Raw genomic sequence first — 16,490 nt, forward strand, 5'->3', positions numbered from 1 at the left:
CTATCCTCCCCCGCCAGGGGGAGGTGGCAGGCGCAGCCTGACGGAGGGGGAGGACACGAGCACGCTGATACAGTCCCCCCATGCCCGGGGGGGACCGTATCATTGCGCTCCATCAATCGGGCACGAGGTTGAGCGCGGACACGCCCCCCATCACCGCCCCGCGAGGCTCGCGAGCTGCGTCGCGTCGCGCTCCAGCAACGCGGCGGTCTGCACCGTGGCGTCCTGCATCATGTCCGCGCGGCACCGGCGCGACTCGGCGAACGCGTCCAGCCCGCCGGTCCGCGGCGCGCACACGCGATTGACCGCCGACTCGACGCGACGCGCGAGCACGCGCCGCCCGGCATCGTTCGTGAGGTCGAGCCCGGCATGCGAGACACGGATCGTGACGGGGTCGCGCACCGGATCGGCGGCAGCGCCGGTCGCAAAAGGCACGCGGAAGCGATCGCCGCCGAAGCGACGCTGTGGAGGATCTTCATGATGACGTCCTTTGCTGGTCCTGCGGTCCGCAGGCACTTCGCCTGCGCGCGACTAAGCCTGAACGTCGGGAGGACCGTCTCTGCGCGGCCTCTCCGACGAAGACCCTCGTCGCTGCGCACGCCCTACGCCCGAATCGTTACGCGTCCGCGACGGTTTGGCGACGGTTCATCGGTCGCCCTGCGATTTCGGTCACCCCGCACCCGGACGACGACGACACGCCCGTTCACATCCCCGGATAGCGCGCGAATTCGGGCAGGCTCGCCAGGTCCGCCATCCACGCCAGCCGCTCCGCGACCTGGATTTGTGCGCCCGGTGCGACCGACTCGGGATCGTCGAGCGTGCACGACTGGATGTCGATGATCCCCGGCAGCGCGACCGGGTTGGTGTAGAACAGGCCCGTCCCGCACGTCCCGCAAAACTGCCGCCGCCCGTGCTCGGACGAGGCATAGGTCACCGGATCGCCCGAAATCGTCACCTGCTCGGTCCTGAACGCGATCCAGCCGACCATCGGCGCGCCTGCGCTTCGGCGGCAATCCTCACAGTGGCACAGCGCGTGATGCGCCGCCTCGCCCGTCGCGACATAGTGGATCGCTCCGCAGTGGCATCGTCCCGACAACATGCACGCCTCCCGATGATATTCCTGATTTGTTCCACACATCGCCACCCCGTGCAAGCCTTACCCGCTTGCCCGATTGCGCCCCGTTCCCTACCTGTTCACCGGTGAACCAGATCGCCCATCCGTCCGACGCGGACCGCCAGCCGCCCTATCTCCGTGGCCTCAACGACCCCCAGCGGGAGGCGGTGCTGACGACCGACGGCCCCGTCCTGATCATCGCCGGCGCGGGCACCGGCAAGACCGCGGCGCTGACCGCGCGACTCGCGCATCTGATCTTCACCAAGAAGGCGTGGCCATCGGAGATCCTCAGCGTCACCTTCACCAACAAGGCCGCACGCGAGATGCGCGAGCGCGTCGGGCGTCTGGTCGGCGACGCGGTCGAGGGGATGCCGTGGCTCGGCACCTTCCACGCGATCGCCGCAAAGATGCTGCGCCGCCATGCCGAGCTCGTCGGGCTGCAGTCCAACTTCACGATCCTCGATACCGACGACCAGCTGCGGTTGCTCAAGCAGCTCATCCTCGCCGCCGATATCGACGAGAAGCGCTTCCCGACGCGCAGCCTCGCCGGGCTGATCGACCAGTGGAAGAACAAGGGCCTCGTCCCCGCCGATATCGATGCGGGCGAGAGCGAGCGCTACGCCAACGGCCGCGGCGGCGAGCTGTACGAGCAATATCAGACCCGGCTGCGCGCGCTCAACGCGTGCGATTTCGGCGACCTGCTGCTCCACATGCTCGTCATCCTGAAGACGCACCGCGACGTGCTGGCCCAGTATCAGCAGCGCTTCAAATACATCATGGTCGACGAGTATCAGGACACCAACTCGTCGCAATATCTCTGGCTGCGGCTGCTCGCGCAGGAGCGCAAGAACATCGCCTGCGTCGGCGACGACGACCAGTCGATCTATTCGTGGCGCGGCGCGCAGGTCGAGAACATCCTGAAGTTCGAGCGCGACTTTCCCGGCGCCAAGGTCATCCGGCTCGAACAGAATTACCGCAGCACGCCGCATATCCTCGGCGCCGCCTCGGGCGTGATCGCCAACAATGGCGGTCGCCTCGGCAAGCAGCTCTGGACCGAGCTCGACGTCGGCGAGAAGGTCAAGGTCATCGGCGTCTGGGACGGCCCCGAGGAAGCGCGCCGCGTCGGCGAGGAAATCGAGAGCGTCCGTCGCACGGGCAAAAGCCTCGACGAGGTCGCGATCCTGGTCCGCGCGCAGCACCAGACGCGCGAGTTCGAGGATCGCTTCATCGCGATCGGCATGCCGTACAAGATCGTCGGCGGCTTCCGCTTCTACGAACGCGCCGAGATCCGCGACGCGCTCGCCTATCTCCGCGTCGTCAACCAGCCCGCCGACGACCTGGCGTTCGAACGCATCGTTAACGTCCCCAAGCGCGGCCTTGGCGACAAGGCGGTCGCGCGCATCCATCAGCTCGCGCGCGCCACCGGCACCCCGCTGACCACCGCCGCCGCGCGCATCCTCGACACCGACGAACTGACCGGGGCTGCAAAGAAGTCGCTCGGCCGCCTCGTCGGCGACATCGCGCGGTGGCGCGACATGGCGACGAGCCTGCCGCACGCCGAACTCGCGCGCCAATTGCTCGACGAGAGCGGCTACACCGCGATGTACCAGGCCGAGAAATCGGTCGAGGCGACCGGTCGCCTCGAGAATCTGAGCGAACTCGTCCGAGCGATGGAGGAGTATGACTCGCTTGGCGCATTCCTCGAGCATGTCAGCCTCGTGATGGACAATGAGGGCGGTGCGCAGGATCCGCAGGTCACGATCATGACCATCCACGCCGCCAAGGGCCTCGAATACGACACCGTCTTCTGCGTCGGCTGGGAAGAAGGGCTGTTCCCGTCGCAGCGGTCGCTCGACGAGGGCGGCGTGAAAAGCCTCGAGGAGGAACGTCGCCTCGCCTATGTCGCGATCACGCGCGCGCGGCGTCTGGCCGTCATCATCCACGCCGCCAACCGCCGCATCTACGGGCAGTGGAACTCGTCGATCCCCTCGCGCTTCGTCGCCGAGCTGCCCGACGAACATACCGACACCGAGACGACGATGTCGGGCGGCGCGAGCCTTTGGCAGGCGAACTGGTCCGATCGCGCCGATCCGTTCGCCGACGTCGCGCGCGGCACTGGCCGCGGCCCCGGCTGGCAGCGCGCGGCAAGCCCCGGCGGCGGCTTCTCCGCCAAACCCGCGCGCGTCGTCGAGAGCCGCGCGAGCGCGATCAGCCTCGGCAACAAGGGCCGCGACGACCTGTCGCTCGGGATGCGCGTGTTCCACCAGAAGTTCGGCTATGGCTCCATCGCCGAGATCGAGGGCAACAAGCTCGAGATCGATTTCGAACAGGCGGGGCGCAAGCGCGTCATGGACAGCTTCGTCACGCTCGCGCCCTGACGCCCTGTCGCGATCCGGGGCGACCGGGGCGAACCTGTACACAAGCCGACAATCGCGTTCAGGAACGATGCGGGTCCATGATCGTATCGCCGGTGCACCCGATATTCGGGTCCGAGAGGATAGCGCATGAAATTCACCAAACTACTCGCCGCAGGTCTTGCCCTTGCCACGCTCGGCATGGGCGTGGTCGCGCCGGCCGAGGCACAGCGCGGCCCCGGTCCCGATCGCCACTATAGCCAGAACGACCATCGCGGGCCGCACCGCGCGGATCGCCGCGATTACCGTCGCAATGACCATCGCGGCCGTCACGACGACCGTCGCTATCGCGGCCGCGGCAATGACCGCCGCAATTGGAACAACAATCGCCGCTGCCGCACCGAATGGCGCAATCATCGCCGCGTCCAGATCTGCCGTTGATGACCGCGCGGTGGCGGCGCACGGTCGCCACCGCCGGCGTCATGACAAACGCCAGGACGGGCGGCGGCACGGTGTCGTCGCCCGGTTCTACGTCACCCAACCGTGAAAGGATTTCAGTCATGAAGCGTTCTCTCGGCCTCGCGACGGTGATCGCCGCGACCTGCCTGTCCGCCGCCACGCCCGTCGCCGCGCAGAGCAGCGCCGACGACGCGCGCTTCGCCGCCGCCCAGTCGCGGCTCGACAGCGAATTGCAGATCTTCCGCCAGGAATTCGATCGCTACCAGTCGCTCCGCGGCAGCCGCGGCGGCGGCTATGTGCCCCCCGCCCCGTCGCAGGGCGGCTATCGCCAGGCACCCGACCGCTATCAGGACGGCTATGCCGACGAGCGCGACGAGGGCAATTACGACCCCTCGCGCTATTACCGCGCATCGCCCAACTACCAGGAGCGCACGCTCGCCGAGAATGACCGCGTCTATGCCGGGCAGGACGGCCGCTATTATTGCAAGCGCAACGACGGCACGACCGGGCTGATCATCGGCGCGGCGGGTGGCGGCATCCTCGGCAACGTCATCGACGGCGGCCGCTCGCGCATCGTCGGCTCGCTGCTGGGCGCGGCCGCGGGCGGTCTCGCGGGCCGCGCGGTCGAACAGAACAACAGCCAGATCCGCTGCCGCTGACGCGCGGGGTTGGGAATCTATTCGCGGGACCGTGATACTGGCGAGAGCCAGGATCACGGTCCCCGCACCCCAACCGTCATCCTGGCGAAAGCCAGGACCCAGAGCCATAAGCGACACCGCGTCCGGCTCTGGATCCTGGATCAAGTCCAAGATGACGGGCCGCTATTTCGCCGGCCCCATCAGCTTCTGCGCGAAATAGGTCATCTGGAGCGCCTGCATCCGCGCGCCCTGTTCGATGTCCGCGTCCCCCGAATGCCCGCCCGCGGTATCCTCGTAGAACAGATAGGGCAGCCCATATTCCTTCAGCCGCGCGGCGAACTTGCGCGCATGCTGCGGGCCGACGCGGTCGTCCTTGGTCGTCGTCCAGATATAAGGCTCGGGATAGGCCACGCCGCGCTTGATGTTCTGATAGGGCGAGATCGTCTCAAGAAACGCCTTTTCCTCCGGCACCGCGACCGACCCATATTCGTCGACCCACGACGCGCCTGCGGCGATCTGCTCGTACCGTATCATGTCGAGCAGCGGCACCTGGATCGTCACCGCCTTCCACAGATCGGGGTGCTGGTTGAACTCGACCCCCATCAGCAGCCCGCCATTCGATCCACCATAAATGCCGAGCGTCTTCGTGCTCGTCAGCTTGCGCGCGATCAGGTCCTTCCCGACCGCCGCGAAGTCGTCATAGATGATCTGCCGCTTCGTCTTGCGCCCCGCGTCATGCCATTTCGGCCCGAACTCGCCGCCGCCGCGGATATTGGCGAGCACGAAGCTACCGCCGCGCTCAAGCCACAGCTTGCCCATCACCCCCGAATAATAGGGCGTCATCGACGATTCGAACCCGCCATAGGCGGTCATGATCGTCGGCGTCGTCCCGTCGAGCGGCACGCCCTTGCGGTGGACCACGAAATACGGAATCTTCGTGCCATCGGTCGAAATCGCTTCGAACTGCTCGACGATGTCGTTCGAGGCGTCGAACTTCGCCGGCAGCGCCTTGACCTGCTTCGGCACCCCCGCCGGGCCCGCATCCAGCGTCCACAACGTCGTTGGCTGGAGGAAGCCCGTGACCTGCACGAACGTCGCATTGCTGCGATCGGTCGTGCTCGCGACGTCGATCGAGGCGTTGTCGGGCAACGCGACCGCGCGCGACGTCCAGCCCGTCTTGCCGCGCGTGAACACCATCGCTCGGCCGCGCACATTGTCATACACGCTCGCCACGACGTGATCGCGCGTCACCGACACGCCATCGACCGACTGGCGCGCGTTGGGTGCAAAGATCAGCGTCGGCGTGAACCGGCCCTTGCGCACCTCGGCGAGCGGTGCCGACGCGATCGCACCCGCCGGGATCTGTCCCCACGCCTCGCTGGTCGAGAAGATCACGTGCCCGTCGACCATCCCCGACGGAAACACCCGCGCCGGAAGGTCGAGCTTCACGAGTCCGGTTGGCGTCACGACGTGCTTCTCGCCGCCGAAGAAGGTCGGCCGCCGCTGGATCATCGTCACGCGATTGCCCTGCCCGTCGGTCATCACGCCGGCATAGGTGCCGAGTTGATCCGACGCCTCGCCGCGAAAGATCTCACGCGCGCCGCTCAGCGGCTGGCCGCGCTTGACCTCCTTCACGACGAACGGATAGCCCGATGCGGTCATCGATCCCGCGCCCCAGTCGCGCGCGACCAGCAGCGTGTCCTTGTCGACCCATGACGCGCCCTGCTTCGAGGTTGGCAGTGTGAAGCCGCCGGGGACGAACTGCCCGGTCTGGAGATCGAATTCGCGGTACGTCACCGCGTCCTCGCCGCCTTCGGACAGCGACACCAGGCACAAGCGCTCGTCGGGCTGGAGGCAGGTCGCGCCCTTCCAGACCCATTTCTTGCCCTCCGCCTTGCTCAGCGCGTCGAGATCGAGCGCGGTCGTCCAGGCAGGATTGGCCTGCGCGTAGCCCGCCTCGCTCGTCCAGCGCCAGATCCCCTGCGGATGCTCGGCATCGCGCCAGAAATTGTAGATCCGGCCGAACCGCTGGTCGGGCATCGGGATCCGGTCCTTCGCCGCCGCGATCGCCAGCGCCTCGGCATAGAAGCTCTTGTAGCGCGGGTCGTTCTGCAACCGCGGCAGCGTGACGGCATTCTCCGCCTCGACCCAGGCAAGCGGCTTCGCACCGTCCTTTTCCTCAAGCCAGATATAGGGGTCGGCGGCGGCGTCGGCCTGCGGGGCCTTGGGGGCGTTGGGCGTGGTCATCGATGCGACTTGGGCGAGCGCATCCCCTCCTGCAACCCCGACGGATCCCGCCAGGATCGTCGCCGCTAGTGCCGTGGCCACAACCCGCATCGTCTTATCTCCCGCTAAAAGCTTGGCCCCGAAGCGCCTGGCCCCGAAGGGCTTGGCCCCGAAAGCCTTGAGCGAGGTACATGCCGCGGTCTATCGCGCTCTGCAATGCAGCCCGACCAGATCTCGGCCGTCGACGGCCTTCCCAAACCCCGCCGATTCCTCGCGGTCGCGGCGATCTCCGCGGGCACCGCGCTGACGATCATCGACGGCGGCGTCGCCAATGTCGCGCTGCCGACGATCGCGCGCGATCTGAACGTCGGCAGCAGCGCCGTCGTGACCGTGGTCACCGTCTATCAGCTCATCCTGGCGATGGCGCTGCTCCCCTTCTCGGGTCTCGGCGACCGGATCGGGCTCAAGCGGATGTACCAATATGGCCAGCTCGTCTTCACCGTCGCGACGATCCTGTGCTTCTGCCAAGAGCCTGCCGTTCCTGCTCGTCGTCCGCGCGGTCCAGGCACTCGGCGCCGCCGCGGCGCTCAGTGTCTCGTCGGCGCTGATCCGGTCGATCTATCCGGCAAGGCAGCTTGGCCGCGGGCTCGGGATCAATTCGGTCGTGGTGTCGAGCTCGGCCGCGCTCGCCCCGACGATCGGCGGGCTCGTCCTCGCGATCGCGCCCTGGCCGTGGGTCTTTGCCAGCGCGGTGCCGTTCGCGATCATCAGCCTCGTCCTCGGCCGGTCGCTGCCCGAGCCGCGCAAGCGCGACGAGCCGTTCGACGTGGTCGGCGCGATCATGTGCGCGGCGATGTTCGGCCTCGTCATCGGCGGCGCGGAAAGCGGCGTGCACGGCGACAGCCCCGTCGTGTCGGCGGCGATCGTCCTGACCGGCATCGCGATCGGCTGGGTGTTCGTCCGCCGCGAGCGTGCGGAGACCAAGCCGATCCTGCCGATCGACCTGCTCGCGCGACCCGTGCTCGCGCTGTCCGCTGTCGGGGCCTATACCGCGTTCATCGCATCGATGACGCTGTTGCTGTCGACGCCGTTCCGCCTGACGCACGGCTATGGCTTTTCCGCAGCGGAAGTCGGCGCCGCGATCGCCCCTTGGCCGCTGACCAACATGATCGTCGCGCCGCTCGCCGGCTGGCTGTCCGATCGCTATCCCGCGGGGATCCTCGGCGGGATCGGCATGGCGATATCGATCGCCGCACTGTTGCTGATCGCGTTCATGCCCGCCGACCCGAGCTATTTCGACGTCGCGTGGCGAATGGCGCTGTGCGGGTCGGGGTTCGGGATGTTCCTGCCGCCCAACGCGCGGCTGATCATCGGGTCCGCACCACGCGACCGCGCCGCGGCAGCGGGCGGGCTGGTTTCGACCGTGCGGCTGGTCGGGCAGACGACGGGCGCGACGGTCGTCGCCGCGCTGCTCGCGCTCGGGATCGGCGCGGGCGCGACGCCGCCGCTCGTCGCCGCCGGGTTCGCGCTCGTCGCAGGGCTGTGCAGCCTGTCCCGCTTGCGCCCCTCGATCCGCAATCCCCCGACCGACGAGACGCGCGACGTCCAGCCCGCGTCGCAGGCGCGCTGACCCGCGGCTCAGAACACCGCGACCGGGCGCGGCTCGTTCATCATCCGCTGCCGGACGAGCGGGATCGGCGGCCCGCCATAGCTCAACAGCCGGTCGTGGAACGCCTTCCATGCGCGCCGCCCTCCGCGGGCTGCGGTCCAGTCGGCGCGCAGCCGTCGAATCAGCAACTTGCCCATCGTGTAGTTCAGATAGGCCGGATCATATGTCCCGCGCAGCGCCTGTTGCCGCGCATTGCCCTCGTCCTGATGGCACTGGTCGACGAACAGCCGGAACGCCTGCGCCTGCGTCATCCCGCGCGTGTGCAGGCCGATCGCCGCGAGAAACCGGCAGTCGCGCAGCAAGGCGTTCGACAACTGGCCGACATGCGTCTCCGGGTTTCCCGCGTTGAGGCCCGCCTCCCACATCATCTCCTCGGCATAATGCGCCCAGCCCTCGGCAAACGCATAGCCGACGAACACCCGCCCGATCAGCGACGGCGACCGGTTGGAGTGGAGAAACTGGACGAAATGCCCGGGCATCGCTTCATGGATCGAGGTGAACATCAGGTCGTCGCGGCCGGGCACGAACGCCGCCTGGACCGCAGGCGTCCAGCGCGGATCGGGCGGCGAGATGTAATAGACCGACGGCACCCCGCGGTCGAACGGCCCCGGCGGATCGATATAGGCGAGATTCTGCCGGCTATAGGGCGGGCTTTCCTCGACCAGCGCCCGCTCGGGCCCGGGGATCGTCAGCAGGTCGCGATACTGGATGAACGACTGCAGCAGCGGGATCTGCCGCCGCGCTTCCGCCACGGGGCCGTCGACCGGCTTGTCCGCCGCCATTTTCGCCATGCACGCAGCGATCGACTGGCCGCGCGCGAACGTGCGGCAGGCGACCCCCAGCGCCAGCTGATTGCGCGCGAGGTCCGCGCGCCCGGCGGCCTCGAGCTGGTCGAGCGGCGTATCCACCCCCTCGGTCGCCGCGATCATCCGCGCGAAGCGGCGGTCGCCCAGCGCGAACGCCTCGGTCGCGGTCGATCGCTGCGCCTCCATCCACCGCCCGAGGTCGCGCATCGCCTCCGACGCCGTCATCGCCGCATCCGCCAGCTCGCGCTGCAACCTTTCGTCGTCGACATCCGCGAACGCCTTGACCGAATCGTCCATGTAATAGGCGGCGAAACCATTGAACGCGGTCGCGCCGTAATCGACAAAGCTGCGCGGCATCGGCGTCCGGAGATCTGCCCTGATGTTCGCCGCCGCGACCGGGATCCGTCGCAGCAGGCGAGTCAGCGCCTTCATCCGGACTACCGGGCTGGCATAGGCGCGCATGACATACACGTTCGGATCGAGCCCGCCGGTCACGTACCAGGCCGGATTGCGATGCGGCTGATCCGCATCCTCGAGCCAGAACAGCTTGCCGCGTGCGACCATCACCAGATAGTCGCGCTCGAACCGTTCGTCGGGGTTCAGCGCAACGTCACCAAAGCCCCGCGCGCGCGCGATCGCCGCGGGAAGGAACGCAGCCTGCCGTGCGAGCCCTGCCGTGCTCCAGTCGGAAAGCCCGCCATCGAAATCGTGGCGCCCCTGAAACACCGCATAGGCCGGGTCGATCCGGAACCAGTCCTCGACGAAGCGGTCGCGAAATGCGGCCCAGTCGCGGTTATGCCGCACCTGCGATCCCGCGCGCGTCTCGCCCCCCGCCTGCCCCCCAGCCAGCGCCCCCGCCCGACCCCTCGCCGCACGCGAAGCCCGCTCCGCAGCGGTCCTGTCGAAATCACACGAACCCAGCGACAGCGTGACCCAGATGGTCACGACCATAGCCAGACGCGTGGTCCGCATGCCTCTCCCCTTCACGCCCAACCGGTCGGCCGATGCTGCCAGTCGAAACGCGTCGGCGCTAGAGCGGGAACGGGGGATGACTCCACCCGTTACGTCCAAATACGCCCGATCTATCTTGGAGAGTATCATGCCCTTTATAAAAACACGTGATGGCACGGATATTTACGTCAAGGATTGGGGCAGCGGGCGCCCCGTCGTCCTTCTGCATGGGTGGCCGCTCAACGCCGACAGCTGGGATGCGCAGGCGATGGCGCTCGCCAATGCAGGCTTCCGCGCGATCGCGTATGACCGCCGCGGGTTCGGTCGCTCGAGCCAGCCCTGGTCGGGCTATGACTATGACACGCTGACCGACGATCTTGCCGACGTGCTCGAGGCCACGGGTGCGCAAGACGATGCGACGATCGTCGGCTTCTCGATGGGCGGTGGCGAGGTCGCGCGCTACATGAGCCGCTATGACGGCAAGGGCGTGGTCGCCGCCGGGCTGATCGCCTCGGTCGTCCCGTACATGCTCAAGACCGACGACAATCCCGATGGCGTCCCCGCCGAGACGCTCGCCAGCATCGGTGCAGGTATCGGGGAGGACCGTCCGGCCTTCTTCAAGACGTTCCTGCAACAGTTCCTCGGCGTCGGGTTCATCACCTCGCCGGTCAGCGACGAGGTCGTCGACTGGGTCTGGGGTCTGGCGATGCAGGCCGGGCTCAAGCCCACGCTCGCCTGTGCCGAATCGTTCGGGCACACCGATTTCCGCCAGGACCTCGCGGCGTTCCGCGTACCCACGCTGATCGTCCACGGCACCAGCGACAAGACGGTACCGATCGATGCCACCGGCCGCGCCGCCGCCAAGGGCATCGCGGGCTCGCAGCTCGTCGAATATGACGGCGCCCCCCACGGCCTCACGCTGACGGAAAGCGAGCGTTTCACCAACGACCTGCTGACGTTCCTCGGCCGGTAATTCCGTCGTCGATCACTAAACCCCCGTCATCCTGGATCAAGTCCAGGATGACGGATGGTAAATTCCTGCGGGACGATCAAGGCGCCAACAGTGCCCCCGTCTGTCAGCTTGGCGAAAATCAGGACCCAGAGCCCCGGGCGCTACCGCAACCAGCACCCGATCCAAGATCAAATCCAGACCGGCACGATGGTCAGTTCCCCAGCGGAACGATCACTTCGTCCGGATGCGCCACATTGAGTTCCTTGCGAACCATCTCGTCGACCATGTCCGGATTGGCATGGTCGGGATCGAGCAGCGCGACGCGGTTCTTGAGGATCTCGCGCTTGCGGTCGAGCGCGGCATAGTCGCGCTCGCGCTTGGCAAGCTGCCGCTTATAGTCGCCATAGGCGAACATCCCGTTGGGCCCGAGCACGGCGTACGCGCCGAAGAACGCCATCAGCGTCAGCCCCAGCGCCGGCCATGCGGCCTTGCGCATCGTCCGCCGCAGCTTGCTCGTCTTCGTCACGCGCGCCATGTCGGTTCTCCTGCGCCTAGCCTATCAACGCCCGATCAGGATGTCGCGACCCGCATAGCGCGCCGCGTCGCCAAGCTCTTCCTCGATCCGGATCAGCTGGTTGTACTTAGCGAGCCGGTCCGACCGCGCGAGGCTGCCCGTCTTGATCTGCCCGCAATTGGTCGCGACCGCGAGGTCGGCGATTGTCGCATCCTCGGTCTCGCCCGAGCGATGCGACATGACCGCGGTGTACTTGGCGCGCTGTGCCATCGACACGGCTTCAAGCGTCTCGGTCAGCGTGCCGATCTGGTTGACCTTCACCAGTAGCGAATTGGCATAGCCGCCGTCGATCCCGCGCTTGAGGCGCTTCGGGTTGGTCACGAACAGGTCGTCGCCGACCAGCTGAACCTTGTCGCCGATCAGGTCGGTGAGCATCTTCCAGCCCTCCCAGTCGTCCTCGCCCATGCCGTCCTCGATCGAGAAGATCGGATAGCGGCGCGTGAGGTCGGCGAGATACTCGGCCATCTCGGCGCTCTCGAGGATCCGCCCCTCGCCCGAAATGTCGTACTTGCCGTTCTTGTAGAATTCGGTCGCGGCGCAATCGAGCGCGAGCATCACGTCCTCGCCGGGGGTGTACCCCGCCTTCTCGATGCTCGACATGATGAAGTCCAAAGCCTCGGTCGTGCTGCCGATGTTCGGCGCGAAACCGCCCTCGTCGCCGACGCTGGTCGACAGGCCCTTCTCACTCAGGCCCTTCTTAAGCGTGTGGAAGATCTCGGAACCGCAGCGCACCGCCTCGAGGATGTTCGACGCACCGACCGGCACGATCATGAATTCCTGGAAATCGATCGGGTTGTCGGCATGCTCGCCGCCATTGATGATGTTCATCATCGGCACCGGCAGCAGATGCGCCTGCACGCCGCCGATATAGCGGTACAGCGGCAGGCCGCGCGCTTCGGCCGCCGCCTTGGCGACCGCGAGGCTGACGCCGAGGATCGCGTTCGCGCCCAGCCGGCTCTTGTTCTCGGTGCCGTCGAGCTCGATCATCGCGCGGTCGAGATCCGACTGGTCCTCCGCGTCCATGCCAAGCACGGTGTCGGTGATCTCGTCATTGACCGCGTCGACCGCACCGTCGACGCCCTTGCCGCCCCAGCGAGTCTTGTCGCCGTCGCGACGCTCGACCGCCTCGTGCGCGCCGGTCGATGCACCCGACGGCACCGCCGCGCGACCGAAGCTGCCGTCCTCAAGCAGCACGTCGACTTCGACGGTCGGATTGCCACGGCTGTCGAGGATCTGGCGTGCATGAAGGTCGATGATTGCGGTCATGTAACGATGCTCCTACAAATTCCCAGGCTGATCCGATCACCCGGGGTCGTTCGCGTTGCCTCTATCGCCTCGCGACTTATCGGGCAATCGGGCCGGCAAGGCGGAACCGTGCCATCGCGCCGGTGTTGAGACCGTAACAATTCGAAAGGGACCGTCATGGCCGATACCGACGCACAGCCAATGGGCAATGCCGACTTCAACGCCGCCAGCACTGCCACCACCGCAACGCCGGTAAAGGGCGCCACGCAGACCGCCACGACGTCGGATGGCACCGCTCTCGCAAATACCGTCAACGACGCCAAGCAGACGCTCAAGGATAATGCCGGCAAATACGGCCAGCAGGCCGCCGACAAGGCGCGCAGCTTCGCCGAGGACGGCAAGGCGCGTGCGGGCGAAGCGCTCGACCAGATCGCACAGCTGCTGACGGACGCGGCGGGCCAGGTCGACGACAAGCTCGGCGCACAATATGGCGGCTATGCGCGCACCGCAGCCGACAGCGTGTCGGGCTTTGCCGATCAGGTGAAGGCCAAGGACATCGATGCGCTGATCGAAGACGCGACCGCGCTGGTTCGCAAGTCGCCGGCAATCGCTATCGGCGCGGCCGCGGCGGTCGGGTTCGTCGTCGCGCGCCTCGTCCAGTCCGGCGTCGATGCCGATCCGAAGGTCTGACCTTGGACAACTCCGTCACGTCCCCGTTCGACAGCGATGAGAGCCTGACCGAAGTCGTCGGGCGTCTCGCCGCGGAGACCCGTGCACTCGCGGGTGCGGAAGTCGCTGTGTACAAGGCGAAGTTCGGTGAAACGGCGTCGGCCTACAAGTCGGCGGCGATGTTCTTCGCGGTCGCCGGCGTGCTGGGGCTGGCCGCATTGATCGCACTGCTGGTCGGTGCGATCTTGACGCTGGCGACGCTGGTGGGGCCAGGTTGGGCGACCGTCATCGTCGTCGGGGTCGTGCTGGTGCTTGCCGGCATCCTCGCGATGATCGGCAAGTCGAAGCTTCAGACCAAGAGCGAGCCCGTATCATGACATCCGCCAAAGTCGCCGCCGCAGAGATCGAAGCCGCCCTCGCCCGCCAGCGCGTCATGATGACGATCGGCCAGCTTCAGGACCGGCTCAATCCGCGCCGTCTCGCGCTCAACGCCAGCCGCGACGTCGCGGACGTGAGCAGCGCCGCGCTCACCGCGGGTGTCGACACGGTACGGCGCAATCCGGGGTCGGCGGCGGGTGCCGCGGCCGTCGCCGGGCTTTTCTTCGCCCGTCACCGCATCGTCGGACTTTTCCGCCGCGGTCGCTGACCGGTTTCGACCGAAACCCTATTCACCGGCGTGCGTTCGATACCGTGACGCCGGAAACCAGAAGGACCGTCCCATGACCGACGCCCATACCAAGATCCACGATGCCGAAAACCGTCTGCGCGAGGGCTATGACAGCGTTCGCGAAACCGCATCGCGCGTCATCCACGACGCGGGCGACAAGGCCGCGGAAGCGCTCGACGCCTCACGCGAGACCGCCAAGCGCACCGTCCACAGCCTCGAATCGAACCCGCTCGGGATTCTCGTCGGCGGCCTCGCCGTCGGCGCGCTCGCGGGTGCGTTGATCCCGCGGTCGGCGCGTGAGAAGCAGCTGCTTGCCCCACTCGGCAAGCGCCTGGGTGCGACCGCCGTCGCCGCCGTCGCTGCCGCCAAGGCAGCGGGCCAGTCGGAGCTCGGCGAGCTCGGGCTCACCAAGGACAATGCCCGCGGCCAAGCCAAGGGTCTGGTCGAAGGCGTCGTCAAGGCGCTGACCACCGCGAGCACCGCAGGTGCGAAGGCCGTAACGCAAAAGCCGGCCAGCTAAGGGTTCAAAGCGCGGGTCGAACACGCTAGGGCAACTGCGACATCCCTCCCAAGGACAGCAGCGCATGAGCAAGCTTCACCTCGTATTCGGCGGCCGCGTCAGCGACCCGCGCACCCTCGACTTCAACGATCTGAGCAAGATCGAATTCGTCGGCGTCTATCCCGACTATGCCAGCGCCGAGAAGGCGTGGCGTGCCGCAGCGCAGCGTACGGTCGATGACGCCGAGATGAAATTCGTCGTTGTCCACCTCCACCGCATGCTCGAGCCGAACCTCAACAGCACGCCCACTTCCGCTTAAACGACTACCGCAAGCCCCGCCCGTCATCCTGACGAAAGTCAGGACCCAGAGCCAAACACGGCTAACGCGGCATCTGTAGGTTTGTTTGCCACCGCATGACGGGAGGGCGGGCGCGGGACGCAGTGTCCGCGCCCGCCGGCTAATCAATCAGGCCGCCCGGTACCGCCACAGCAACAGCGGCCGCGCGAGCACTAGCCCCGCCAGAAACCCGCCGATATGCGCGCCGATCGCAATCGGCCCATTCGCCCCGACCGACGCGCCGAACCCGGCCAGTCCCATCAGCAGCTGGATCCCGATCCATGCCGCGGCAAGCCATGCGACATGCACGACGCCGGCAGGCACCGGACCGATCGCCTTCGCGCGCCGCTCGCCGTACAACAGCGCATAGGCACCGACGACCGCGGAGATCGCGCCGCTGGCGCCGATCATGGGAGCGACTGACTGCGGATCGAACGCCCAGTGCCCCGCCGCTGCGACATACGCGCCCACGACGTACAGCAGCACCGTCTGCGGCGTCCCGATCGCGCGTTCGACGAATTGCCCGCAATAGACGAGCATCACGAGGTTGAGCAGGACATGCGCCCATCCGCCATGGATCAGCGTCGCGGTCAGCGGCGTCGCCCAGGCGGGAATCGCGAACATGTGATCGACCGGCACGCCGGCCTCGCCCATCCGCAGTGGAATGAAGCCCGCGTTGACCGCCCAGTAGGGCAGCATCCCCGCAACCAGCAGAAATCCCGAGACGATGACCGTCACGATCGCGATGATCGCCGTCGCCCGCGTCTCGAAAAACGGCATGGCGATCAGATGAACTCGATCTTCGACACCACGTAATAGCGATCGCCCGCGGGTACCGTGACCTCGACCTCCTCGTCGAGCTTGCGACCGATCAGGCCACGCCCGAGCGGCGAATTGTACGAGATGCGACCCGTCTTGGCGTTCGCCTCGGTCTGCCCGACGATCTGATACGTCACCGGCTTGTCGTTCTCGTCGAGCAAGGTGACCGTCGCGCCGAACACGACCTTGTCGCCCGACAGGTCCTTCGGATCGATGATCTGCGCGCGCGAGAGCTTGTCCTCGATGTCCGAGATCGATGCCTCGACCTGCCCCTGGCGTTCCTTCGCAGCATGATATTCCGCGTTTTCCGACAGGTCGCCATGCGCGCGCGCTTCTTCGATCGCGTCGACGATCGTCGGACGTTCGGCTTTCAGGCGCTTGAGATCCGCACTAAGCGTCTCATAGCCTTCCTGCAGCATCGGCATCTTTTCGACGGTCGCCATCATCTCGTCCCCAAATTCATTACCCGACGCGGGGCGCGATGGCCCCGCCCACACATCACGCTCATGTCGGG

17 protein-coding genes and 1 pseudogene are annotated in these 16,490 nt (G+C 67.0%); 10 read left to right on the plus strand and 8 right to left on the minus strand.

Going from position 1 to position 16,490, the window contains the following annotated elements:
• Positions 1 to 150: 150 nt before the first annotated feature.
• Both QP165_RS04615 and QP165_RS04620 read right to left on the minus strand, forming a co-directional pair.
• Positions 151 to 432, minus strand: a complete 282-nt coding sequence (locus QP165_RS04615; protein WP_333994086.1) for a UrcA family protein — start codon at positions 430 to 432, stop codon at positions 151 to 153.
• A gap of 268 nt (positions 433 to 700) precedes the next feature.
• Complete coding sequence (locus QP165_RS04620) at positions 701 to 1,096, minus strand: GFA family protein (protein WP_333994087.1); 396 nt, start codon at positions 1,094 to 1,096, stop codon at positions 701 to 703.
• Positions 1,097 to 1,197: 101 nt separating this feature from the next.
• Here QP165_RS04620 and QP165_RS04625 point away from each other — a divergent pair, with 101 nt between their 5' ends.
• The 3 genes from QP165_RS04625 to QP165_RS04635 all read left to right on the plus strand — a co-directional run bounded on the left by QP165_RS04625 (position 1,198) and on the right by QP165_RS04635 (position 4,583).
• Complete coding sequence (locus tag QP165_RS04625) at positions 1,198 to 3,489, plus strand: ATP-dependent helicase (protein ID WP_443019263.1); 2,292 nt, start codon at positions 1,198 to 1,200, stop codon at positions 3,487 to 3,489.
• 126 nt (positions 3,490 to 3,615) lie between these two features.
• Positions 3,616 to 3,906, plus strand: coding sequence for a hypothetical protein (locus QP165_RS04630; protein WP_082445712.1), 291 nt, complete (start codon positions 3,616 to 3,618; stop codon positions 3,904 to 3,906).
• A gap of 119 nt (positions 3,907 to 4,025) precedes the next feature.
• Positions 4,026 to 4,583 (plus strand): glycine zipper 2TM domain-containing protein, encoded by a 558-nt coding sequence (locus QP165_RS04635; protein ID WP_333994088.1) that lies wholly within the window; start codon positions 4,026 to 4,028, stop codon positions 4,581 to 4,583.
• Between the two features lie 162 nt (positions 4,584 to 4,745).
• Here QP165_RS04635 and QP165_RS04640 read toward each other — a convergent pair whose 3' ends face one another.
• A complete protein-coding gene (locus tag QP165_RS04640) occupies positions 4,746 to 6,809 on the minus strand; it encodes a prolyl oligopeptidase family serine peptidase (protein WP_333996948.1) in 2,064 nt (687 codons plus the stop codon).
• A 195-nt stretch (positions 6,810 to 7,004) separates the two neighbouring features.
• Between QP165_RS04640 and QP165_RS04645 the strand changes: the two are divergent.
• Positions 7,005 to 8,418 (plus strand): annotated as a pseudogene (locus tag QP165_RS04645) (MFS transporter).
• A gap of 8 nt (positions 8,419 to 8,426) precedes the next feature.
• Here the strand turns inward: QP165_RS04645 and QP165_RS04650 are convergent.
• Complete coding sequence (locus QP165_RS04650) at positions 8,427 to 10,235, minus strand: DUF885 domain-containing protein (RefSeq protein WP_333994089.1); 1,809 nt, start codon at positions 10,233 to 10,235, stop codon at positions 8,427 to 8,429.
• A 127-nt stretch (positions 10,236 to 10,362) separates the two neighbouring features.
• On the opposite strand from QP165_RS04650, the gene QP165_RS04655 reads away from it, so the two are divergent.
• A complete protein-coding gene (locus QP165_RS04655; RefSeq protein WP_333994090.1) occupies positions 10,363 to 11,187 on the plus strand; it encodes an alpha/beta fold hydrolase in 825 nt (274 codons plus the stop codon).
• A gap of 190 nt (positions 11,188 to 11,377) precedes the next feature.
• Here the strand turns inward: QP165_RS04655 and QP165_RS04660 are convergent, their stop codons facing one another.
• Positions 11,378 to 11,701, minus strand: coding sequence for an FtsB family cell division protein (locus QP165_RS04660; RefSeq protein WP_056015601.1), 324 nt, complete (start codon positions 11,699 to 11,701; stop codon positions 11,378 to 11,380).
• A 24-nt stretch (positions 11,702 to 11,725) separates the two neighbouring features.
• Complete coding sequence (eno, locus tag QP165_RS04665; RefSeq protein ID WP_333994092.1) at positions 11,726 to 13,006, minus strand: phosphopyruvate hydratase; 1,281 nt, start codon at positions 13,004 to 13,006, stop codon at positions 11,726 to 11,728.
• Positions 13,007 to 13,162: 156 nt separating this feature from the next.
• Here eno and QP165_RS04670 point away from each other — a divergent pair, with 156 nt between their 5' ends.
• The 5 genes from QP165_RS04670 (at position 13,163) to QP165_RS04690 (ending at position 15,139) form a co-directional block, all read left to right on the plus strand.
• Positions 13,163 to 13,675, plus strand: coding sequence for a hypothetical protein (locus tag QP165_RS04670; RefSeq protein WP_333994095.1), 513 nt, complete (start codon positions 13,163 to 13,165; stop codon positions 13,673 to 13,675).
• Positions 13,676 to 13,677: 2 nt separating this feature from the next.
• Positions 13,678 to 14,031 carry a phage holin family protein gene (locus QP165_RS04675; RefSeq protein WP_333994097.1) on the plus strand — a complete coding sequence of 118 codons (354 nt, stop codon included), beginning with the start codon at positions 13,678 to 13,680 and terminating at the stop codon, positions 14,029 to 14,031.
• Positions 14,028 to 14,300, plus strand: a complete 273-nt coding sequence (locus tag QP165_RS04680; RefSeq protein ID WP_333994098.1) for a phosphatase — start codon at positions 14,028 to 14,030, stop codon at positions 14,298 to 14,300. Before QP165_RS04675 ends, QP165_RS04680 begins: the two co-directional genes overlap by 4 nt.
• Positions 14,301 to 14,373: 73 nt before the next feature.
• Positions 14,374 to 14,841: a hypothetical protein gene (locus tag QP165_RS04685; protein WP_333994099.1), complete on the plus strand. Its 468-nt coding sequence runs from the start codon at positions 14,374 to 14,376 to the stop codon at positions 14,839 to 14,841.
• 64 nt (positions 14,842 to 14,905) lie between these two features.
• Positions 14,906 to 15,139: a DUF4170 domain-containing protein gene (locus QP165_RS04690; protein WP_333994100.1), complete on the plus strand. Its 234-nt coding sequence runs from the start codon at positions 14,906 to 14,908 to the stop codon at positions 15,137 to 15,139.
• 147 nt (positions 15,140 to 15,286) lie between these two features.
• Here the strand turns inward: QP165_RS04690 and QP165_RS04695 are convergent, their stop codons facing one another.
• Entirely contained in the window at positions 15,287 to 15,937 is a 651-nt protein-coding gene (locus QP165_RS04695) for a rhomboid family intramembrane serine protease (RefSeq protein ID WP_333994101.1), read from the minus strand.
• A 5-nt stretch (positions 15,938 to 15,942) separates the two neighbouring features.
• Positions 15,943 to 16,419 (minus strand): transcription elongation factor GreA, encoded by a 477-nt coding sequence (gene greA, locus QP165_RS04700; protein WP_056018624.1) that lies wholly within the window; start codon positions 16,417 to 16,419, stop codon positions 15,943 to 15,945.
• Positions 16,420 to 16,490 lie beyond the last annotated feature (71 nt).

The organism is Sphingomonas sp. 22R3R2A-7, assembly GCF_036856055.1.
In the GTDB taxonomy this organism is placed as follows: Bacteria; Pseudomonadota; Alphaproteobacteria; order Sphingomonadales; family Sphingomonadaceae; genus Sphingomonas.